The 22050-nt window shown below is 64.4% G+C and carries 22 protein-coding genes (1 of these 22 only partly in view); 11 read left to right on the top strand and 11 right to left on the bottom strand.

The window, feature by feature from the left end:
- Positions 1-80: 80 nt before the first annotated feature.
- Positions 81-887 carry a response regulator gene (locus IVA79_RS01695; protein ID WP_247549877.1) on the bottom strand — a complete coding sequence of 269 codons (807 nt, stop codon included), beginning with the start codon at positions 885-887 and terminating at the stop codon, positions 81-83.
- 231 nt (positions 888-1118) lie between these two features.
- Here IVA79_RS01695 and IVA79_RS01700 point away from each other — a divergent pair, with 231 nt between their 5' ends.
- Positions 1119-1352 (top strand): NepR family anti-sigma factor, encoded by a 234-nt coding sequence (locus IVA79_RS01700; protein WP_247549879.1) that lies wholly within the window; start codon positions 1119-1121, stop codon positions 1350-1352.
- Positions 1352-1900, top strand: coding sequence for a sigma-70 family RNA polymerase sigma factor (locus tag IVA79_RS01705; protein WP_018316216.1), 549 nt, complete (start codon positions 1352-1354; stop codon positions 1898-1900). Before IVA79_RS01700 ends, IVA79_RS01705 begins: the two co-directional genes overlap by 1 nt.
- 97 nt (positions 1901-1997) lie before the next feature.
- Here the strand turns inward: IVA79_RS01705 and IVA79_RS01710 are convergent, their stop codons facing one another.
- The 8 genes from IVA79_RS01710 to IVA79_RS01745 form a co-directional block, all read right to left on the bottom strand.
- Complete coding sequence (locus IVA79_RS01710; RefSeq protein WP_247549881.1) at positions 1998-2699, bottom strand: nitroreductase; 702 nt, start codon at positions 2697-2699, stop codon at positions 1998-2000.
- A gap of 172 nt (positions 2700-2871) precedes the next feature.
- Positions 2872-4116: an acyl-CoA dehydrogenase gene (locus tag IVA79_RS01715; RefSeq protein ID WP_247549884.1), complete on the bottom strand. Its 1245-nt coding sequence runs from the start codon at positions 4114-4116 to the stop codon at positions 2872-2874.
- 137 nt (positions 4117-4253) lie between these two features.
- Positions 4254-5495, bottom strand: a complete 1242-nt coding sequence (locus IVA79_RS01720) for an acyl-CoA dehydrogenase (RefSeq protein WP_247549887.1) — start codon at positions 5493-5495, stop codon at positions 4254-4256.
- A gap of 144 nt (positions 5496-5639) precedes the next feature.
- The gene (locus IVA79_RS01725) at positions 5640-6767 is read right to left on the bottom strand and encodes an acyl-CoA dehydrogenase family protein (RefSeq protein ID WP_247549889.1); all 1128 of its coding nucleotides are present in this window, start codon (positions 6765-6767) and stop codon (positions 5640-5642) included.
- A 120-nt stretch (positions 6768-6887) separates the two neighbouring features.
- Positions 6888-8759 (bottom strand): AMP-binding protein, encoded by a 1872-nt coding sequence (locus IVA79_RS01730; RefSeq protein WP_247549891.1) that lies wholly within the window; start codon positions 8757-8759, stop codon positions 6888-6890.
- Positions 8760-8802: 43 nt separating this feature from the next.
- Positions 8803-9609 (bottom strand): enoyl-CoA hydratase/isomerase family protein, encoded by an 807-nt coding sequence (locus tag IVA79_RS01735; protein WP_247549894.1) that lies wholly within the window; start codon positions 9607-9609, stop codon positions 8803-8805.
- A gap of 197 nt (positions 9610-9806) precedes the next feature.
- A complete protein-coding gene (locus IVA79_RS01740; protein WP_200457351.1) occupies positions 9807-10565 on the bottom strand; it encodes an SDR family NAD(P)-dependent oxidoreductase in 759 nt (252 codons plus the stop codon).
- A 54-nt stretch (positions 10566-10619) separates the two neighbouring features.
- Entirely contained in the window at positions 10620-11279 is a 660-nt protein-coding gene (locus IVA79_RS01745; RefSeq protein ID WP_346658137.1) for a TetR family transcriptional regulator, read from the bottom strand.
- Between the two features lie 150 nt (positions 11280-11429).
- Between IVA79_RS01745 and IVA79_RS01750 the strand changes: the two genes are divergently transcribed.
- Positions 11430-12602 (top strand): acetyl-CoA C-acetyltransferase, encoded by a 1173-nt coding sequence (locus IVA79_RS01750; protein ID WP_247549897.1) that lies wholly within the window; start codon positions 11430-11432, stop codon positions 12600-12602.
- Positions 12603-12759: 157 nt separating this feature from the next.
- Entirely contained in the window at positions 12760-14304 is a 1545-nt protein-coding gene (locus tag IVA79_RS01755) for an acyl-CoA synthetase (RefSeq protein ID WP_247549898.1), read from the top strand.
- Positions 14305-14402: 98 nt separating this feature from the next.
- Here the strand turns inward: IVA79_RS01755 and IVA79_RS01760 are convergent, their stop codons facing one another.
- The gene (locus tag IVA79_RS01760; protein WP_247549900.1) at positions 14403-14945 is read right to left on the bottom strand and encodes a methylated-DNA--[protein]-cysteine S-methyltransferase; all 543 of its coding nucleotides are present in this window, start codon (positions 14943-14945) and stop codon (positions 14403-14405) included.
- Positions 14946-15081: 136 nt separating this feature from the next.
- On the opposite strand from IVA79_RS01760, the gene IVA79_RS01765 reads away from it, so the two are divergent.
- Together IVA79_RS01765 and IVA79_RS01770 are read left to right on the top strand one after the other, a co-directional pair.
- Entirely contained in the window at positions 15082-15900 is an 819-nt protein-coding gene (locus IVA79_RS01765; RefSeq protein ID WP_247549902.1) for an alpha/beta hydrolase, read from the top strand.
- Between the two features lie 2 nt (positions 15901-15902).
- Entirely contained in the window at positions 15903-16715 is an 813-nt protein-coding gene (locus IVA79_RS01770; RefSeq protein ID WP_247549903.1) for an alpha/beta hydrolase, read from the top strand.
- 41 nt (positions 16716-16756) lie between these two features.
- Here the strand turns inward: IVA79_RS01770 and IVA79_RS01775 are convergent, their stop codons facing one another.
- Positions 16757-17215, bottom strand: coding sequence for a carboxymuconolactone decarboxylase family protein (locus IVA79_RS01775; RefSeq protein WP_247549905.1), 459 nt, complete (start codon positions 17213-17215; stop codon positions 16757-16759).
- A gap of 97 nt (positions 17216-17312) precedes the next feature.
- Between IVA79_RS01775 and IVA79_RS01780 the strand changes: the two genes are divergently transcribed.
- The 5 genes from IVA79_RS01780 to IVA79_RS01800 all read left to right on the top strand — a co-directional run.
- Positions 17313-18170 carry a sigma-70 family RNA polymerase sigma factor gene (locus tag IVA79_RS01780; protein WP_247549907.1) on the top strand — a complete coding sequence of 286 codons (858 nt, stop codon included), beginning with the start codon at positions 17313-17315 and terminating at the stop codon, positions 18168-18170.
- A gap of 183 nt (positions 18171-18353) precedes the next feature.
- Positions 18354-19031, top strand: a complete 678-nt coding sequence (locus tag IVA79_RS01785) for a GntR family transcriptional regulator (RefSeq protein WP_247549909.1) — start codon at positions 18354-18356, stop codon at positions 19029-19031.
- A 142-nt stretch (positions 19032-19173) separates the two neighbouring features.
- The gene (locus tag IVA79_RS01790) at positions 19174-19974 is read left to right on the top strand and encodes a phytanoyl-CoA dioxygenase family protein (protein ID WP_247549911.1); all 801 of its coding nucleotides are present in this window, start codon (positions 19174-19176) and stop codon (positions 19972-19974) included.
- Between the two features lie 163 nt (positions 19975-20137).
- On the top strand, positions 20138-21451 hold the full coding sequence (locus IVA79_RS01795) for a Gfo/Idh/MocA family oxidoreductase (protein WP_247549913.1): 1314 nt from the start codon (positions 20138-20140) through the stop codon (positions 21449-21451).
- A 183-nt stretch (positions 21452-21634) separates the two neighbouring features.
- Positions 21635-22050, top strand: partial view of an ABC transporter substrate-binding protein gene (locus tag IVA79_RS01800; RefSeq protein ID WP_247549915.1) — the beginning only. The gene runs 673 nt beyond the window's last position; 416 of the gene's 1089 nt are visible here — the first part of the coding sequence; the start codon lies at positions 21635-21637; its stop codon lies off the right edge, out of view.

Raw genomic sequence — 22050 nt, forward strand, 5'->3', positions numbered from 1 at the left:
AAGCCGGCCGACGGCCATAAAGGATCCGGCGTGCCTTGCAGCACGCCGGATCAGATCATTTCACCATATGGCCGGCTCTGTTACGCCGCCGGCGCCTTTGGCGTGCGATTGCGCGAGTTGCGCTGGAAGAACAGCGCCTGGCTCGCCACCGCCGACACCATCGCGGGCTGGAACGGTTTCGAGATCAGGAACGCCGGCTCGGGGCGCTCGCCGGTGAGGAAGCGCTCGGGGTAGGCGGTGATGAACACCACCGGCACTTCGAAGGTGCGGAGCAGCTCGTTGACGGCATCCAGGCCCGACGAGCCGTCGGCGAGCTGGATGTCGGCGAGGATCAGGCCGGGCCGCTTGTTCTTGGCCAGTGCCACCGCATCGGCGTGGGTGCGTGCGACGCCGACGACGTTGTGGCCGAGATTCTTCACCAGGCTCTCGAGGTCCATGGCGATGAAGGTCTCGTCCTCGATGATCAGCACATCCGTCGCGATCTCGGCCGCCATCTCGCGGCCTGCGGCGTCCGCAAGGCGCCGCGTCTCGGCGACGTCGGCGCCGAGGATGTAGCCGACCTCCTCTTCCGAGAATCCCTCCAGCGAGAGCAGCAGGAAGGCCTGCCGTGGCAGCGGTGTGATGTTCGACAGACGCCGCTCTGGCGGCATCGGCAGGGTCGTCACCTCCGAATCGTCGTTGACGGAGACCGAATTCCATATCTGGGTGAACAGCCGGAACAGGCCGGCGCGCGGCCCGTGGCTCTCATCGAGCACCGCCGGATCTCCCAGCATGGCTTCCAACATGGCTGCGACGTAGGCGTCACCGGAGGCCTGGCTGCCTGTCAAGGCGCGTGCGTACCGGCGCAACAACGGCAAGTGTTCAGCAACAAGCTGTGAACGGGACATCCCCACTCCATTCGTGTTCGGGCCGGCCTTGAGGTCCAATCCTGAGGTCAGGCGTCACGCGGGGGGCCCGGGTTCCCCTGCTGGGCTGATTACGCCTCACCTCAAGAAAAGTTCCGTTCGGGCGGGAACTTTTTCTCGAACCTCGAATTGTGCCTAACCAGGGAACGGCTCCCGGTTGAGAAAACCTCTCGAATTTTCAGTCACTTAACTCGGGGAAACGTGGAACAGGTCATGAAAGATCTCAAGTCTCAAGCCAGCAGAAGCACGACCCCCGGCAAGGGAGGCCTCACTCCGGAGATTCAATCCCGGATCGGGCATCAGTTGCGCGCCATGTATGATGATGTCGTGCGACAAGGGGTTCCAGATCGGTTCGCAGAACTGATCAAGAAGCTTGATGCGCCGGGAGCGACACCCCACGTGGAAAATGAGGGCGGATCCAACGACAACACCAATGGGAGGGATTAATGCCTCTCACGGACTCCCTGCGTAACGACATCCTGGCGGCGGTGCCCAGTCTGCGCGCGTTCGCCATTTCGCTCAGCGGCAATGCGGACCGCGCCGACGATTTGGTCCAGGAGACGCTGCTCCGCGCGCTCGCCAATATCGACTCGTTCCAGCCCGGCTCCAACCTGCCGGCGTGGCTGTTTACGATCCTGCGCAACCTGTTCCGCTCCGACTATCGCAAGCGGCGACGGGAGGTCGAGGATGCCGAAGGCAACTACGCCAAGACGCTGAAGACACAGCCGTCGCAGAACGCGCATCTCGAGTTCGAGGAGTTTCGCACGGCGCTCGACAAGCTTCCGCAGGACCAGCGTGAAGCGCTGATCCTGGTCGGCGCCTCCGGCTTCTCCTACGAGGATGCGGCCTCGATCTGCGGCTGCGCGGTCGGCACCATCAAGAGCCGCGTCAACCGCGCGCGCTCGAAGCTCGCCGCGCTGCTCTATGTCGACGGTGCCGAGGATTTTGGGCCTGACGAGACCGTGCGGGCCGTGATCGGCGGCAGCGGCGGCTGACGGGCGGCGACGTCAGGACCGAGACAGACGAAGGCGGCCGTTTCCACGGCCGTCTCCGCGCGCGTGTGACGCCGATGGCGCGGGCGACGTCGCTCGATCACTTATCCGCGAAGGTCACGGTATCTGCCACGCTCGCGCGCGAGGTGCGGTAGCTGTTGACCTTGTGGGCGTCGTCGGCATAGCCGAACGAGATGCCACAGACGACACGGCGATCGTCGGGCAGGTTGAAGTGGCGGCGGATCAGGCCGGAATGCCGCGCGAGCGCCGCCTGCGGAATCGTGCCGAGCCCAAGCGCCTGCGCGGCCAGCATGAAATTGCCGACATAAGCGCCGCAGTCGATCGCGCCGTAAATGCCGAGCGGCTCGTTGGTGTGGATGATCGCGACATGCGGCGCGCCGAAGAAATTGTAGTTCTCCAGCGCCTGCTTGGCATAGGCGCTTCTGTCACCGCGGGCGATGCCGAGCGTGTTGTAGAGCTGAAAACCGCTCTCGCGGCGGCGCTCCAAATAGACGCCCACATATTCGCGCGGCGGTGTGAAATCGTAGTCGTCGCCGAGACCGCTGGAAGCCTCCTTGTAGATCGCCTGGCGAAAGCGCTCCTTGGCCGCGCCGCTGGCGATGACGACCTGCCAGGGCTGGCTGTTGCACCATGACGCCGTGCGCTGCGCGGTGGCCAGCACATGCTCGATGGTGGCGCGGTCGACCTCCTTGGGCAGGAAGGCGCGAACAGAGTAGCGCTCGTTGAGGAGCTCTTCGAGCACCTCGATGCGGTTTCGGGTTTGGCTCACTTTTGCGTCCATGGACAGCTCACGTTGTTCTCGTAGGGTGGGTTAGCCCCGCGGATTGCGCGAAGCGCGCAAACCGCTCGGCGTAACCCACCTCATTTGTTTCCGCATCGGCAGAAGTGGTGGGTTACGCCGAGCAGATGCGCTTCGCTCATCTGCTCGTCTAACCCACCCTACAATACCGAGTTCACCGCCCCTTGGTCGGGATCTTGTTATACGGCACGTCCTTGTCGACACGAATATCGCCCGGCAATCCCAGCACGCGCTCGGCGATGATGTTGCGCAGGATCTCGTCGGTGCCGCCGGCGATGCGCATCGAGGGCGAGGATAGCAGCATCTGCTGGAATTGGCCCTGCACGGTCTCCTCGTCGCTGCCGGTGAGAACACCGGCCGCACCCTGAAGGTCCATGGCATAGGTCGCGATGTCCTGGAGCATCATGCCCGAGACGAGCTTGCCGATCGAGTTCTCCGGACCCGGCCGCTCGCCCTTCGACAACGCCGAGATAGTGCGGTAGCTGGTGTATTTCAGCCCGTTCGACTTCGCCGCCCAGCTCGCAAGCTTCGAGCGCACGGCGGGATCGTCGATGGCGAGCCCGTCCTCCAGCATCAGATTGGAGCAGAACTCGAACATTTCAGGCACGCCGGTCGCAAGCCGCGAGCCGATCGACATGCGCTCGTTCATCAACGTGGTCAGCGAGACGCTCCAGCCCTCGCCCACGGCGCCGAGCCGCTGGCTGTCGGGGATCACGACATCGGTGAAATAGACCTCGTTGAACTCCTGCATGCCATTGGCCTGCTTGATCGGACGAACCTCGACCCCCTCGCTCTTCATGTCCAGGAAGAACATGGTGAGGCCCTTGTGCTTGGGCACATTCGGATCGGTGCGCGCGATCAGCAGGCCGTAGTCTGAATAATGCGCGCCGGAGGTCCAGATCTTCTGGCCGTTGACGATCCAATTGTCGCCCTTCTTCTCGGCGCGGGTGCGCAAGCCCGCAACGTCGGAGCCGGCCGACGGTTCGGAGAACAGCTGGCACCAGATCTCCTCGCCCGAGGCGAGCTTCGGCAGATAGCGGCGCTTGGCATCCTCGCTGCCGAAAGCCATCACGGTCGGGCCGCACATGCCCTCGCCGATCTGGAACGGCTGCGTCAGCTTGCCGTAGACGCCCTCCTCCTGCTGCCAGATCACGCGCTCGATCGGCGTGGCGCCGCGGCCGCCATATTCCTTGGGCCAGTGCAGGCAGGCCCAGCCGCCTTCGGCCTTCTTCTTCTGCCAGGCCTTGCCGACATCGACGATGTCGTGCTGGGCAAGGCGGATGCGGCCGAGCGAGGATTTTGACAGCTCGGCATGCAATTCCCTAGGCGCATTGGCGTCGATCCATTTGCGCGCGGTCTCGCGGAATGCGGCTTCCTGCGTGGTGTCGTCGAAATTCATGGCGGACCTCACTTCTGCGTAGGGTGGGTTAGCCGAAGGCGTAACCCACCTCTTCTGTTCGAGCGTCGTTGCAGCCAATGGTGGGTTACGCCCCGCAGATGCGCTTTGCGCATCCGCGGTGCTAACCCACCCTACGATTATCTTCCCTTCGTCGGGATCTTGTTGAACGGCACGTCCTTGTCGACCCTGATGTCGCCGGGCAGGCCCAGCACCCGCTCGGCGATGATGTTGCGCATAATCTCGTCGGTACCGCCCTCGACGCGGGTGCCGGGCGCGCGCAGCAGCATCGCCTGGAAACGACCGGCCAGCTCGGCATCCTCGCCGCTGACCACGCCGCTCGCGCCCTGCAGGTCCAGTGCGTAGGTCGCGACGTCCTGGATCATGGAGCCCGCCACCAGCTTGCCGATGGAATTTTCCGGCCCCGGCCGCTCGCCTTTCGACAGCGCCGAGATCGCGCGCATGCTGGTGTATTTCAGCCCGCTCGCCTTCACTGCCCAGTTCGCCAGCTTCGAGCGCACCGCGCGATCCTCGATCGCCGGGCCATCGTCGAGCATGAGGCTGGAGCAGTACTCGAACAATTCAGGGAAACCGGTCGAGACGGCCGCGCCGATCGCGCTGCGCTCGTTCATCAGCGTGGTCAGCGAGACGTTCCAGCCGTCGCCGACCTCACCGAGACGTTGATGGTCGGGAATGCGGACATTGGTGAAATAGACCTCGTTGAAGTCGAACGCCCCGCTCGCCTGCTTGATCGGCCGCACCTCGACGCCCGGGCTCTTCATGTCCAGGAAGAACATGGTGAGGCCCTTGTGCTTGGGCACGGTTGGATCGGTGCGGGTCAGCAAAATACCGTAGTCGGAATAATGCGCGCCCGAGGTCCAGATCTTCTGGCCGTTGATGATCCAGTCATCGCCGTCCTTCTCGGCACGCGTGCGCAAGCCCGCAACGTCGGAGCCGCCGGCGGGCTCGGAGAACAGCTGGCACCAGACCTTCTCGCCGGACGCGAGCGGCGGCAGATAGGTGCGCTTATGCTCCTCGCGCGCGAACGCCATCATGGTCGGTCCGCACATGCCGTGGCCGATGATGAACATGCGCGACAGCTGGCCGAACGGCCCTTCTTCCTGCGACCAGATCACGCGCTCGATCGGCGAGGCGCCGCGGCCGCCATATTCCTTCGGCCAGTGCAGGCAGGCCCAACCGGCGTCGGCCTTCTTCTTCTGCCAGGCCTTTGCCACTTCGAGAATGTCAGCGTTCTTGAGCACGGTGCGGCCGAGAGAGGATTTGCGCAGCTCCTGCTCATATTGCCTGGGCGCATTGGCGCCGATCCAGGCGCGGGCGGTAGCGCGGAATTCGGCTTCCTGCGGGGTGTCGTCGAAGTTCATGTTGCTTCTCTGTTGTCCGTAGGGTGGATTAGCCGAAGGCGTAATCCACCACTTTGGTTTTCTCGTCGACAGAAGAGGTGGGTTACGCCAAACGACTTGCGCTTCGCGCAATCCGCCCGGCTAACCCACCCTACGCACCTATCGTTACGCCGCGTTCTTCTTGCGCATCCGGTCGATCAACTGGTCTTCCCAATAGGACAAGCTGCCGAGGCCCAGCGCCATGGCGTTGGCGCGGCGGTAGTACATGTGGCAGTCGAACTCCCAGGTGAAACCCATGCCGCCGTGAACCTGGATGTTGTTCTTGGCGCAATGCTGGAACGCCTGCGTCGCGCTGATGCGCGCGGCGGCCGCAGCTTCCGGCAGCTCTGCCGCGTTGGTCGAGAGTGCCCAGGCGCCGTAATAGCTGTTGGAGCGCGCCAGCGTCGCCGACACGTACATGTCGGCGAGCATGTGCTTGACCGCCTGGAACGAGCCGATCTGGCGGCCGAAGGCGATGCGGTCGAGCGCGTAGTCGCGGCCCATTTCCAGCGCACGGTCGGAACCACCGACTTGTTCGAACGCGCACAGCACCGCGGCGCGGTCGAGCACCTGAGTGAGGATGCTCCAGCCTTCGCCGGCAGCACCGAGTGGCTCAGCTTTGGTATCCTCGAAGGTGATTTCGGCCTGCCCACGAGTCGGATCGAGATTGGTGAGGCTCTTCACCTCGACGCCCCCGGCCTTGAGGTCGACCAGGAACAGCGAGATGTCGCTGTCGCGCCCGCTCGAACCGTTGCGCGCTGCGACCACCGCAAAATCGGCGATGGCGCCGTCGGCGACCGGCTTCTTGACACCGTTGAGCACGCCGTTCGCAGCCGTCAGCTTGACATTCTTCGGCGACGGATTGCCCTTGCCCTCGAACAGCGCCAGCGTGCCGATGGCCTCGCCGGAAGCGATCGCCGGCAGCCATTTCTTCCTCTGCGCATCGCTGCCCGCGATCAGCAGCGCTTCGGCAGCAAGATAGACCGTCGAGGAGAACGGCACCGGCGCGTTCGCCCGGCCCATCTCCTCCGCGATCACGCAAAGCTCGAGATGGCCGGCACCGGCGCCGCCGAATTCCTCGGGGATCGCGACGCCGAGGAAACCCATCTCGGCGAGGCCCTTCCACAATTCCTTGTCATAAGGTGCCTTGCCGTCGAGCACGACGCGCACTGCCTTGGGCGAGCATTTTTCGGTGAGGAATTTGCGCGCCTGGTCGCGGAGCTGTTTCTGATCGTCAGAGAAGTCGAAATTCATGGCGGGCTACCCTGTTATTGCTGTTCTGTAGTTCTGTAGGATTGGTGGAGCGAAGCGATACCCATCAATTGTCTGACGAAAGGCGATGGGTTTCGCTGCGCTCTACCCATCCTACGGTGTTCATCGCAGCACGATCACGTTCTCATCCGGCTGATCCGCATAGAGCCGCTCCACCAACGCGGCGCGGCGCTCGAGGCCGGCGCGCTGGTTGATGTAGCCCTTGTCGGTGAGCTCGTTGCCATCGATCGAAGGCGGCTCGACCATCAGCATCGCGCGCGCGATGATGCGGCTGCTGGCGCCTTCGCATTCTTTGTTGTGCCCTTCCAGCCCGCGCTTGAAGCGGGTGACCACCTCAGGGTGCTTCACCGCATCCGCAAAGCTCAGATCGGGATTGCCGACCAGCTGCCGGCAGGCGTGCAGGTTCGGCCAGGCCAGCAGGCCGATGAACGGGCGGTCCTGTCCCGCGACCAGCGCGTCGTGCACGACAGGCGTGGCCGCCGCGATCGCATCGGTACGGAGCGAGCCGACATGCACGAACGTGCCGGTCGTGAGCTTGAAGTCCTCAACCACGCGGCCGGCAAAGATGATGCCTTGCACCGGATCGGCATCATCGACGAAGATGCCGGCATCGCCGATGCAGTAGAAGCCCTCCTCGTCGAACATTTTCTTCGTCAGCTCCGGCTGGCCGAAATAGCCGGGCGTGACGTTGACGCCGCGCAGGCGCAGCTCGTATTTCGAGCCGCACGGCACCATCTTCAATTCGACGCCGGGGAACGGCAGGCCGATCAGGCCGACGCGCTCGGTGTCCCAATAGGTGCCGGTCGAGGTCGGCGCCGTCTCGGTCGAGCCCCAGCCGGTGTAGAACACGATGCGCTCACCGGTGGTCTTCACGGCGAGCGCCTGCATGCGGTCGTAGAGATCGTCGGGCAGCCGCGCGCCACCATAGGCCATGATCGAGAGGTTTTTGAAGAACGAGCGGCACAGCGCATCGTCCTTCTCCATGGCGGCTGCGAGCGCGGCATAGCCGGCGGGCACGTTGGCGTAATAGGTCGGCGAAATCTCGCGCAGGTTCCGCAGCGTCTCCTCGAACTGGCCCGGCATCGGCCGGCCGTCGTCGATATAGAGCGTGCCGCCATCGACCAGGATCGGATGAAATGCCGCGTTGCCGCCCATGGTGTGATTCCACGGCATCCAGTCCAGCATGGTCGCGATCGGTCCGTTCGGATCGCGCGGCCGCACCTGCATCATCATCGCCGCATTGGCGCACATCATCTCCTGCGTGTTGATGACGGCCTTGGGCATGCCGGTCGAGCCTGACGTGAACAGCAGCTTGCCGACGGTCTGCGGCGTGATTTTTGCGATCGACGCTTCGACGTCGGCCGTCACGGCGGTTGCCGCAAGCTCGGCGAAGCTGACGCTCTTGATGCCGTCGCAGGGCCGCGCGACATGGACGACGGTGACGCCGGTGAGATCGAGCGCCCTCAAGGCCTTCTCGAAGGTCGGCCCGTCCTGCACCATCACCACGGCCGGCTTGATCAGGTCGAACAGATACTTCAGCTTGACGTGATCGTGGCTCATCAGGGAATAGGCTGGCGACACCGGCGCCGCCGGGACGCGCGCCTGCATCGCTGCCTGCGTCATCAGCGCATGCTCGATCGAATTGCCGGAGAGGATCGCAACGGGACGACCATCGAGTCCGAGATTGAGCAGCCCTTGCGTCAGCGCATCCACGGTGCGCTTGGCTTCGCCATAGGACACCTTGCGCCATTCGCGGCTTGCGCCGCCGCGCTGGGCAAGCCAGATGCGTTCCGGCGCTTCCTTCGCCCATTTCGCCAGCGAAGCTGGAATGTGTTTCTCGTAGGCTTGCAGCGGAATGCGCGACTTCAGCACCACCGTGCCGTCGGCGCGGCGCTCGACGCCGATGTCGCGCTTGAGCCACTCGATCTTGCGAAAGGCGGGCTTCGTCATCACGGCCGCCGCGCTTCCACTCATTTTGCGTCTCCCGGAATTATCGTCCTTTGCGGATCGTTCTAGTTCAGCGCTTGATATAGACAGGCTTTCGCTTCTCAAGGAAGGCCCTGATGCCCTCTGAAAATTCCTCGGAGCGGCTGCACAGGACCTGGTTGCGATCCTCCATCGCGATCGCGGCTTCCAGCGATCCCGCATCGACGCTGATGTTGAGGCATTCCTTCGACAGCCGCAGGCCCACAGGCGACGCCGTCATCATCGCATCGACATAGGGCTCGGCGGCCGCGTCCAGCTTGTCCTCGTCCACGACCTCCGAGACCAGTCCGACCGCGAGCGCACGTTCGGCGCCGATGAAGCGTCCGGTAAGGATCAATTCGGATGCGACGGAGACGCCGACGAGACGCGGCAGGAAATAGCTGGTGCCGATGTCGCAGCCGCCGAGACCGAGCTTGATGAAGGCGCAGTTCATCCGTGCCGATTTCGTCGCGATGCGGATGTCGGAGGCGAGTGCCAGTGCAAAGCCGCCGCCGGCGGCCGCGCCTTGCACCAGCGACAGGATCGGCTGCGGGCAGCGGCGCATCAACATCACGATGTCGGCAATGCGGCGCTGCGAGTCGAGAGACTCGGTAACTCCCGGCGGCTCCTGCTGCCCGGCGCGACGCGCCATCGCGGACTTGAGATCGAGGCCAGCACAAAAATTCTTGCCGGCGCCCTTCAGCACGACGACGCGCGTGTCGCGGTTGCGCTGCAGACCCTGGAAATAAATGTTGAGCGCGTCGATCAGCGCAGGATCGAGCGCGTTGAGGTGTTCGGGCCGATTCAGCGTCACCCGGTCGACGCCGTCGTCATGCTCGATCAGCAGCGGTTGGGACATGGGGCGTTCCTGAGTACCGCTGACGCGGTGCCAATTGCTGCGCCCTCTCCCCTTGTGGGAGAGGGCAGGTCGCTGTGAGCCCAGAGTTAGCTTGGGTGAGGGGTCTGCCTCCACAGATGAGATCGCGGAGAGAACCCCTCATCCGCCTTGCCTTCGGCAAGGCACCTTCTCCCACAAGGGGAGAAGGAAAATGAACCCTACCGCGGCGCCATGCGGATCGCGCCATCGAGGCGGATGGTCTCGCCGTTCAGCATCGCGTTCTCGACGATGTGCACGGCGAGCGAGCCGTATTCGGCGGCATCTCCGAGGCGCGAAGGATGCGGCACCTGCGCACCCAGGCTCTTGCGCGCCTCTTCGTTCAGACCCATCAGGAGTGGCGTGAAGAACAGGCCGGGCGCGATGGTGTTGACGCGGATCTTCTGGCTGGCGAGATCGCGCGCGGCCGGCAGAGTCAGGCCGACGACGCCGCCCTTCGAGGCAGAGTAGGCGATCTGACCGATCTGGCCTTCGTAAGCCGCGACGGAGGCCGTGTTGATGATGACCCCACGCTCTTCGCCGACGGGCTCGATGGTGACGAGGCGCTCGGCGAACAGACGCAGGCAGTTGAAGGTGCCGATCAGATTGACGTTGATGATGCGCGCGAACTTTTCCAAGGGATAGACGCCGTCACGGCCGACGATGCGCTGCGAGCCGCCGATGCCGGCGCAATTCATCAGCACGCGGGCGACGCCATGCGCGGCCTCCGCCTTGGCGATTGCCGCCTTGATCTGCTCTTCGCTGGTGACGTCGGCATGCAGCGCGACGCCCTTCACCTCGGCGGCGACCTTCTCGGCATTGTCCTTGTTCTGGTCGATCACGCCGATCTTGGCGCCTTTGGCCGCCATGGCGCGGGCGGTCGCCTCACCGAGACCCGAACCACCGCCAGTGATGAGAACGGCTACGTCTTTCAACTGCATGCTTGTACCTTTCCTTGGGCGTTTCTTCTCTGGACTTTGAGAGGTTCAGCCGGATCATCCGGCAGCGACAGCTTCCTCTGCTTGCGTGAGGATGCCGCCGCAGATCAGCGTTTCCATGTGCTTGATGTATTGCCGGCAGACGTCGTCGGTGACCGGGCCGACGCCGGTCGCGCGAGACATCGCGTGCCGGCCGAAGAACAGGTGATCGCAGGCGCCGATCAGGCTGGTGTAGAATAGCACCGGATCGGTCTGCCGGAACTCGCCGCGGCTGACACCGTCGGCGAGCAGCCGGCGATGAAAGTCGAGCAGCGGCGCCACGAAGAACTTCGAGACTTCGTCGGCCGAGCCGGCGCTGGTCTCGTGCAGGAGATAGTGGATCAGCCGGTTCATGTAGGGGAACCGGTGATAGGCGCGAATGATCCCGGCGATGTGCAGCTTGAGCTTCGCCGTGGCCGTGATCGGCTGCGCCAGCAGATATTCGAGATTGGACATCTCGGTCGCGGCATCGCGCGCTAGCAGCGCCAGCAAGAGGCCGTCCTTGTTGCCGAAATGGTATTTGACCAGGGCGGCGTTGGCGCCTGACTTCTGGGCGATATCGCTGAGCGAGATCTCGATCGAGGAGCGTTCGATCATCAGCTCGCTCGCGGCCACGAGCAATTTCTCCGCGGTGGAATTCTTTCCGCTGGGGAGCCTGTTCGGTACGCTGGTAGCCACGGAGATCCCTGAATGCGCTTCGAGAGGCGCGCAGATAAGCCCAAGCCGCGCGTCATCACAAGAGTTAATTGATCGATTGACTAAACGATCGTCCGTCCCTTAAATCCGTCCCCGACAACCAACCCAATCAAGATTCAGGGAGAAACCGACATGGCCGAGGCTTACATCGTCGCCGCTGCGCGCACCGCGGGCGGGCGCAAGGGGGGCCGCCTCGCCGGCTGGCATCCGGCCGATCTCGCCGCGAAGGTGCTGGACGAACTGGTCGATCGCACCAAGGTCGACCCGGCCCAGGTCGAGGACGTGATCATGGGCTGCGTGATGCAGGTCGGCGAACAGTCCAACAACGTCGCGCGCAACGCGATCATGGCCTCGAAACTGCCGGAGAGCGTGCCGGGCACCTCGATCGACCGCCAGTGCGGCTCCTCGCAGCAGGCGCTGCACTTCGCCGCGCAGGCCGTGATGTCCGGCGCGATGGACGTCGTGATCGCCGCCGGCGTGGAATCGATGACACGGGTGCCGATGGGCCTGTCGTCGCAGCTTCCGGCCAAGAACGGCTTTGGCAATTACAAGAGCCCGGGCATCGAAGCGAAGTATCCGAACATCGTGTTCAGCCAGTTCACCGGCGCGGAGATGATGGCCGAGCGATATGGCCTCTCCAAGGAGGAGCTCGACCAGTACTCGTACAACAGCCATCAGCGCGCGATCGCCGCGACGCAGGCCGGCCACTTCAAGAAAGAGATCGTGCCGCTGGAAATCACCCGCGCCGACGGCTCCAAGGACACCCACCACATCGACGAGGGTATCCGCTTCGACGTCACGCTCGACGGCATCAAGGGCGTGAAGCTGATCGCCGAGAACGGCAAGCTCACCGCTGCCAGCGCCAGCCAGATCTGCGACGGCGCTTCCGGCGTGATGGTTGTGAACGAGCGCGGCCTCAAGCAGCTCGGCGTCAAGCCGCTGGCGCGCATCCACCATATGACCATGACCGGCGGTGATCCCGTCATCATGCTCGACGCGCCGCTGCACGCCACCAAGCGCGCGCTGGAGAAGGCCGGCATGAAGATCGACGACATCGACCTGTTCGAGGTCAACGAGGCCTTCGCCTCGGTGCCGACCGGCTGGCTGAAGACCACTGGCGCGGATCCCGCGCGTCTTAACGTCAACGGCGGCGCCATCGCGCTCGGCCATCCGCTCGGCGGCTCCGGCACCAAGCTGATGACGACGCTGGTCCACGCCCTGCATCAGCGCGGCAAGCGCTATGGCCTGCAGACCATGTGCGAAGGCGGCGGCATGGCGAATGTGACGATCGTGGAGCGACTGTAAGTCCTTTCTCGTGTCCCGGACGCGCTGCAGCGTGAAACGCTGCGGCGCAGAGCCGGGACCCATGCCTCACAGTGGACCCCGGATCTGCAGCGCACCGCTACGCGCTGCGCTGCGTCCGGGGAACGTCACATCGGTTCACCGGTTTTGAAACAGCGCCATGACCCATCCCTCCGTCCACGCCCGCACCACGCCGAACAAGATCGCCTATCAGATGGCCGGCACCGGCAAGGCGATCACCTATCGCGAGCTCGACGAGCTCTCGAACCAGGGCGCGCATCTGTTTCGCTCGCTCGGGCTGAAGGCCGGCGACCACATCGCGCTGTTGATGGAAAACCGTCTCGCCTTCATGGAGCTCTGCTGGGCCGCACAGCGCAGTGGGCTCTATTACACCGCGATCAGCCGCTATCTGAAGCAGGACGAGATCGACTACATCATCGCCGATTGCGGCGCCAAGGTCGTGATCACCACGCCGAAATGCGCCGACCAGATCAAGGGCCTGATCAAGGGCGCGCTAGGGGAGCCGATCTTCTACATGATGGACGAGCCACTGCCGGGCTTCCGCTCCTACGACAAGGAGGCCGCGGCGCAGCCGACCACGCCGATCGCGGACGAGGTCGCCGGCTACGACATGCTGTATTCGTCGGGCACCACCGGCCGGCCCAAAGGCGTCAAGAAGGCGTTCGAGGGCAAGGCGATCGACGAGCCGAATCCGCTTCTGCGTGTGCTCTGCGCCGACATGTGCGGCATGAACGCCGAGAGCACGTATCTGTCGCCGGCGCCGCTCTATCACGCCGCTCCCCTGCGCTTCAACATGATGGCGAGCGTGCTCGGCGGCACCTCGATCATCATGGAACATTTCGACGCCGAAGATTTCCTGAAGCTGGTCGAGAAATACAAGGTCACGCAGTCGCAGCTGGTGCCGACCATGTTCGTGCGCATGCTGAAGCTGCCGGACGAGGTCCGCACCAAGTACAACGTCTCCACGCTCAAGGGCGCGATCCACGCCGCCGCTCCGTGTCCGGTCGACGTCAAAGCAAAGATGATCGAGTGGTGGGGACCGATCCTGATCGAGTATTATGCCGGCTCGGAGGGCAACGGCGTCACAGTCTGCAGTTCGCAGCAATGGCTGGAGCATCGCGGCAGCGTCGGCCGCGCCGTGGTCGGCAAGATCAAAATTCTCGACGAGAGCGACGAGGAGCTGCCGCTAGGCGAGATCGGCACGGTCTACTTCGCCGACGCGCCTGTTTTCACCTATCACAACGATCCTGAAAAGACGAAGAAGGCCTACAACGCCAAGGGCTGGTCGACGCTCGGCGACGTCGGCTATCTCGACAAGGACGGCTTCCTCTATCTCACCGACCGCAAGTCCTACATGATCATCTCCGGCGGCGTGAACATCTACCCGCAGGAGACCGAGGACGTGCTGATCACCCACCCTGATGTCGCCGATGTCGCCGTGTTCGGCGTGCCGAACGAGGAGATGGGCGAAGAGGTGAAGGCGGTGGTGCAGCCGCACGACATGAGCCGCGCAGGCAAGGCGCTCGAATCCGATTTGATCGCCTATTGTAAAGGTCGCCTCTCCGCCATCAAGTGCCCGCGCTCGGTCGATTTCGAGCCCGAGCTGCCACGCACGCCAACCGGCAAGCTGGTCAAGCGGCATTTGCGCGACAAATATTGGCCGAAGACGACGGCGAAGATTTAGCGAAATTCGTAGGGTGGATTAGCGAAGCGTAATCCACCTCTTTCATGCGGCGCCAGAAGTGGTGGATTACGCCGTCGGCTAATCCACCCTACAAAGCCTCAATCAAACAAGCTCGGCGTGTGGTTCACCAGCGCGCCTTCGATCTCGAGCATCTTCAGCTTCGTCACCACACCGCCATTGGCCGAGAATCCGCCGGGCTTGTTGCCGGCGGCGAGCACGCGGTGACAGGGCACGACGATCGGGCACGGGTTGCGGCCGAGCGCCTGACCGACGTCGCGCGATAGCTGGACGCCGCCGAGCTGCTTGGCGATATCGCCATAGGTGACGGTCCTGCCCGGCGGGATCGCGCGGGCGATCGCGTAGACGCCGCGGTTGAACTCGGGCACGCCGTCGAGATCGAGCGGGATGTCGGTGAGATCATCCGGCTCGCCCGCGAGCAGTTTTGTGATGCGCTCGATCGCCTCTCGCACCTCGGCGGTCGGCTCGGTCTCAACAGCGTCGGCGTGACGCTGGCTGATGCGGGTGCGGATCTTCTGCTCGCCGCCCATCGGCAATTGCGTGCCGTTGATGCCGCGCGGGCCCCAGGCGATGGCGCAGAGGCCGATCCTGGTGTCGAACAGGGCAAAATGCTGGTCGGTCATGGCTTGGTTCCTGGCTTGCGTCCTTGTCGCATGCCCCCAGTTTCATCTCCCGCCAAATCTAGGCTTGGAAATAGTTGCGATCCACCCGGTTTCCGGGAATCTTGCACAGGAGTTCCGCCTGCCTCGCGAGTCCCGAATGCAAAACCTCCACGTCAACGGATACGACATGCCCTATCTCGACGTGGGCGAAGACAGAGGCCGCCCGCCGCTGGTCTGCGTGCACGGCTCGCTCAACGACTTCCGTGTCTGGGGCTGCGTGCTCGGGCCGCTGACACAGCGGCACCGGGTGATGGCTGTCAGCCTGAGGCACTTCTTCCCGGACCGCTGGGACGGCTTCGGTGACACCTATTCGATCGCCCAGCATGTCGACGATGTCATCGCCTTCATCGACAAGCTCGATCTCGGGCCGGTCGATCTGATGGGCCATTCCCGCGGCGGGCATATCTGCTTCCGCGTGGCGCAGCGGCGGCCGGACCTGCTCCGCCGGCTGATACTAGCCGAGCCCGGCGGTGAACTCGATGCGAGCCTTGATCCGGATTACGTCGGCGGCCCATCGCCGCTGCTGGCGCGCTTCACGGCTTCCGCAGAGAAGATCGCGGCTGGCGATGTCGACGGCGGCCTCGCCGTCTTCGTCGACACGCTGGAGGGCGCCGGCACCTGGCCGCGGCTGCCCGCGATGGTGAAGCAGAATCTGCGCGACAATGCCATGACGCTGATCGGCCAGGTCCGCGACAACCGCCCGCCATTCTCGAAGGCGGATGCGGAGTCCATCCAAATGCCGACGCTGTTCATCCTGGGCGCGCGGACCAAGGGGCTGCTGCCAAAAGTGCTGCATGCGCTCGCCGCGCATGTGCCCTATTCCAGAACGGTAATCATCCCGAACGCGACACATCCGATGTTCGAGCAGGCGCCGCAAAAATTCTCCGAAGTGATCCTGGACTTCCTGGCGAGCTGATCATGCAGACATTCCGCGTCAACGATTACGACATGGCCTATCTCGAAGTCGGAAGCGGCCCGCCGCTGGTCTGCGTGCACGGCACGTTGGGTGATTTCCGCACCTGGTATTCCGTGCTCGGCCCGCTGTCGAAGGCCCGTCGCGTGATCTCGGTCAGCCTGCGGCACTTCTTTCCCGAGCATTGGGATGCCGTCGGCGACGATTACAAGGTGGCGCAGCACGTCACTGATACGATTGCGTTCATCGAGCAGGTGAGGCCTGGCCCAGTCGACCTGATGGGCCATTCACGCGGCGGCCACATTGCGTTTCGCGTGGCGCAGACGCGGCCTGATCTGCTGCGAAAGCTGGTGCTGGCCGAGCCGGGCGGCGATCTCGATGCCTCCTTGCCAGTGCCCGAAGGCACGCCCGCACATCCGCCGCTGGCGGCGCGCACGGCGCGATCGGTCGAGATGATCCGCGCCGGCGATATCGAGGGCGCGCTGCAGAATTTCTACGAGGGCATCGAAGGCGACGGCGCCTGGCGGCGCGTGCCGGCGGCGGCGAAGCAGCAGCTGCGCGATAACGCTCTTACCTTCCTCGGGCAAATCAACGAGCAGCGTAGGCCCTACACGCTCAGCGATGCGCAGGCGATCAAGACGCCGACGCTGCTGATCGGCGGCGGCGCGACGACGGGAAGCCTGTCGGTGATGTGGCGCGTGCTGGCCGCGCACATTGCGGGTGCCAAGACGGCGGTGATCCCGAACGCCGGTCATTGGATGTTCGAGCAGGCCCCGCTGGAATTCGGCGAGGTGGTGAACAGGTTTTTGGCGGAGTAGGTGCGCGCCTCTCCCCGCAAGCGGGGAGAGGCGAAGAAGCCTCACGCGACCTTCCACACGCCGACCGGCATCTTGATCGTTGCGTTGAGCCGGTTCCAGACGTTGATGGTCGCGATCGCGACAATCAGCGTCGCCAGCTCGCGCTCGTTAAAATGCTTGGCGGCCTCGTTCCAGATTGCGTCCGGCACCGGGTCCTCACGATCGGCGAGACGCGTGACGGCCTCGGTCAGCGCCAGCGCGGCGCGCTCGGCGTCGGTGAAATAGGGCGCGTCGCGCCAGGCGGAGACGGCGAACAGGCGCTCGTCGGTCTCCCCTAACTTGCGCGCGACCTTGGGGTGCATGTCGACACAGACGCTGCAACCATTGATCTGGCTGGCGCGCAGGTGCACCAGTTCCAGGAGCTTTTCCGGCAGGCCCTGCTTGGTCAGATTGCCGAGGGACTGAAGGACATTCATGGCCTCGGGAAGGACTATGACGGGGTGATTCATACGGGCGTGCATCTTTCGTCTCCATCGCTCGAATTTCGAAGGTTCCGGTCACATCGGCCGGATTGGCTTCGTCAAGGGCATGACGGATCGCGACCAGGGAATGTGACCGATGACCGAACAGAATTTTCTCACTGAACAGTTCGAGGCCAGCAGGGACCATCTTCGCGCGGTGGCCTACCGGATGCTGGGGTCCCGCGCCGAGGTCGATGATGCCGTGCAGGAGGCCTGGCTGCGGGTCAGCCGCTACGACATGTCCGATGTCGCGAATTTGCGCGGCTGGCTGACGACCGTGGTCGCGCGCATCTGCCTCGATATGCTGCGCGCGCGAAAGTCGCGCAAGGAAGATCCGATGGGCCCGCATGTGCCCGAGCCGGTCGACGACGCGCGGGAGCGCGAGGCCGAGATGGCTGACTCCGTCGGCGCGGCGCTGCTCGTCGTGCTGGAAACGCTTCAGCCTGCGGAGCGGCTCGCCTTCGTGCTGCACGACATGTTCGCAGTCCCGTTCGAGGAGATCGCGCCGATCGTCGGCCGCTCGGTCGAGGCGTCGCGGCAGCTCGCGAGCCGGGCACGGCGGCGCGTGCAGGGCGCGCCGGTGCCCGAGACCGACATGTCACGCCAGCGCGGAATCGTCGATGCCTTCCTCAAAGCGTCGCGCGAGGGCAATTTCGAGGGGCTGCTGGCCGTGCTCGATCCCGACGTCGTCTTCCGCGCCGACGACGCCGCGGTGCGGCTCGGTACGCTGCCGGAGATCCGCGGCGCCGATGCGGTCGCGCAGCTCTACAAGGGCCGCGCCCAGGCCGCGCGGACCGCGCTGGTCGATGGCGAGATCGGCGTGGCCGTCATCCTCGGCGGACAACTGCGCATCGCGCTGCGCGTGACGTTCAGGGGCGACCGCATCGCCGGGATAGAGGCACTGGCCGACGCGGAACGGATCGCCGCGCTGGATGTGGAGGTGTTGGAGGGTTGAGGCCTGGACACAATATCGCGAAAACAACCCCATGCACAGTAGACGGGCTTAGCGATATCAATGGCTTAGCCGGCCTTATGAGGGTCATCGCATCACCCTCGATGCCGCTTGACGGCTCTACCCGACAAGGCGTAGCTTTGAATACGGAATTCCGTATTCCCATTGATCTTCGGAGCTGCCGGCGTGATTCCTCTCGACCCGCTCCCGAACCTAATCGACCAGGTCTATGCCCGGATCCTGGAGGCGATCTCCGACCGCACGCTGCAGCCCGGCCAGCGCATCCGTCAGAACGAACTCGCCGACAGGCTCGGCGTGTCGCGCCAGCCGGTGTCACACGCGCTGCACCTGCTGCACCGACAGGGCCTTGTCGCCGAGAGCGGCAAGCGCGGCTTTGAGGTCACCCAGCTCGACCCCTCACGCATCCGCCAGCTCTACGAGGTGCGCGGCGCCATCGATGCGCTGGCCGCCCGGCTCGCGGCGATGCGCGCGGGATACGACGCGGCGGGCCGCGCACGGCTGGAAGCGGCGCTTGCCGCCGGCAGCCGCATCGACCGCAACACGACGCTCGCCGAGCTGATCGTGCTCGATGTCGATTTTCATCGCGCGATCTATCAGCTCGCCGGCAATCCCGTGATCGAGGAGACCATCGCGCCGCAATGGCCGCATATGCGCCGCTCGATGGCGACGGTGCTGTCGGAGCTCGACTATCGCGACAGCGCCTGGGCTGAACATGCCGCCATCGCCGGCCACATTTTCGCGGGCGATGCCGAGACAGCCGAACGCGCCGCGCTCGCGCATGCGCAGACGGCGGGACGGATGACCGAGGAGAGATTGAGGGCGAGCGAAGAGGCGGCGGCGTAGCTGCAAACGCCGTCATGGCCGGGCTTGTCCCGGCCATCCAGGTCTTTGCTCCACGCTCGAAGAACGTGGATGCCCGGGACAAGCCTGGACAAGCCCGGGCATGACGAGCGAGAAACAAATAAGCAAGACAGGAGGACGACCCATGAAACTGTCTCAGGAGCAATTGGAGTTCTTCCACCGCGAGGGCTGGCTGTTCCTGCCCGAGCTGTTCAGACAGGAGGAGGTCGATCTGCTCGCGCGCGAGGCGGTCAGCATCTACGACGCCAACCGGCCGGAAGTCTGGCGCGAGAAAAGCGGCGCGCCGCGCACGGCTTTTGCCGCGCATCTCTACAACGAGGCGTTCGGAATCCTCGGCGCCCATCCGCGCATGATCGAACCGGTCGAGCAATTGTTCGGCGAGCCGGTCTACATGCACCAGTTCAAGATCAACGCGAAGTCGGCCTTCACAGGCGATGTCTGGCAATGGCACCAGGATTACGGCACCTGGAAGCGCGACGACGGCATGCCGGAGCCGCGGGCGATGAACATCGCGATCTTCCTCGACGAGGTGATGCCGATCAACGGCCCCTTGATGCTGGTGCCGCGCAGCCAGAACGCCGGCGATCTCGAAGCCTCGCACGACCTCGCCACCACGTCCTATCCGCTGTGGACGCTGGATGAGGCCACAGTGACACGCCTGGTCAAGCAAGGCGGCATCGTCGCGCCCACGGGCAAGCCCGGCGGCATGCTGATGTTCCACGGCAATCTGGTGCACGGCTCAAGCGGCAACATCACGCCCTATCCGCGCAAGATCGTGTACCTGACGCTGAACGCAGTCTCGAACTACATCCGAACTCCGACACGGCCGGAGTACATCGCCCATCGCGATTTTGCGCCGATCAAGACCGTGGATGACGATGCGCTGCTGCGGCTGGCACGGGCACCGCGGCAAGCGGCGGAGTAAACAGGTCTTGTGCCCCGGACACAGTGCAGCGCTTCTTCAGCGCTGCGCTGCTGAGCCGGGGCCCACGCCACGCGGAATTGCCTCACACTGGGTCCCGGCTCTGCGGCGCAGCGTTGCACGCTGCACCTTGTCTAGGACACGATAGTCATACTGGATCTCCTCCATGAACCTCTTCCGCATGCTCCAGGCCCGCGCGTCCGCCGGCAAGCCTGTCCGTGTCGCATTGATCGGCGCGGGCAAATTCGGCTCGATGTTTCTGGCGCAGGTGCCGCACACGCCGGGGCTGGAGGTGCCCATCATCGTCGACATCGACCGCGAGCGCGCGCGCGAGGCGTGCCGCACCGTCGGTTGGAGCGCCGAGCGGATTGCAGCGACTGTCTTTACCGACGACGGCGTACGCGCCATCGCCGGCGGCGCGATGGACGTGGTGGTGGAGGCGACCGGCAATCCCGCCGTGGGGATCAAACATGCGCGCGCTGCGATCGCGGCCGGCAAGCATATCGTGATGGTGAATGTCGAAGCCGACGTGCTGGCGGGCCCGCTGCTCGCCGAGGAGGCGCGCAAAGCGGGCGTGGTCTATTCGCTCGCCTATGGCGACCAGCCGGCGCTGACCGCGGAGATGGTCGATTGGGCCCGCGCCACCGGTTTTGGCGTGGTCGCCGCCGGCAAGGGCACGAAATATCTGCCGGCCTATCACGACGTGACGCCGGACGGCGTCTGGCAGCATTACGGCCTGACCGCAGGCGAAGCGCAGTCGGCCGGCATGAATCCGCAGATGTTCAACTCGTTTCTCGACGGCACCAAATCGGCGATCGAGATGGCTGCGATCGCGAACGCCTGCGCGCTCGACGTGCCCGCGGACGGCCTGCTGTTTCCGCCCTGCGGCGTCGACGATCTGCCGCACATCATGCGGCCGCGCTCGCGCGGTGGCGTGCTGGAGCGACCAGGCGTGGTCGAGGTCGTCTCCTCGCTCGAGCGCGACGGACGGCCGGTGTTTCGCGATCTGCGCTGGGGCGTCTATGTCGTGCTGGAGGCGCCGAACGATTATGCCGCCGATTGCTTCAAACAATATGGCCTCAAGACCGATTCCAGCGGACGCTTCGCGGCAATGTACAAGCCCTATCATCTGATCGGACTTGAGCTGAACATCTCGGTGCTGTCGGCCGCGCTGCGGGGTGAGCCGACCGGCCAGGCCAGCAGCTTCCGCGGCGACGTCGCGGCGGTGGCCAAACGCAATCTGCGCGCGGGCGAGATGCTGGACGGCGAAGGCGGCTACACCGTGTGGGGCAAGCTGGTACCGGCGGCCGCGAGCCTGAAGGCCGGTGCGCTGCCGATTGGCCTCGCACACCGCGTGAAGCTGAAGCATGACGTCGCGCACGGCGCGGTGGTGCGCTGGAGCGATGTCGAGTTCGATGCCGGCAATGAGACGGTAAGGACGCGCAAGGCCATGGAGGCCGCGTTCGCAGCGCAGCATTGAAGGTAGCGACGATAGCGCAACCAAAGTGCGCTTGATTTGCGCCCGCCCTTTGGTCATCCTGACCGCGATCCGGGACCCTGAACTTCGGACATCAAGAAACGTCGGCCAGCGACGGAGACAAAGCGACGACAAGATCGCGATCCCTCGTCGAGGACTCGACATCACAAGAAGAGGGAGAAACGCATGGAACGTCGTAAATTCCTGACGGCGGGCGGGCTGGGCCTTGCCGCAAGTGCCGTTGCCGCGCCGGCCGTTGCACAATCGATGCCCGAAGTGAAATGGCGGTTGGCTGCAAGCTGGCCGAAATCACTCGATACGCTCTATGGCGGCTGCGAATATTTCTGCAAGCGCGTCGCCGAGATCACCGACAATCGTTTCCAGATCCAGCCCTTTGCTGCCGGTGAGATCGTGCCGGGCCTGCAAGTGCTCGACGCCGTCTCCAACGGCACCGTCGAGATGGGCAACACGGCGCTCTATTACTATTGGGGCAAGAACCCGGCATTCACCTTCGGCACATCGCTGCCATTCGGTCTCAACACGCGCCAGCATATTTCCTGGCTGTTGTGGAGCGGCGGCCAGGACATGCTCAACGATCTGCT

Source organism: Bradyrhizobium sp. 138 (assembly GCF_023074075.1).
In the GTDB taxonomy this organism is placed as follows: Bacteria; Pseudomonadota; Alphaproteobacteria; order Rhizobiales; family Xanthobacteraceae; genus Bradyrhizobium.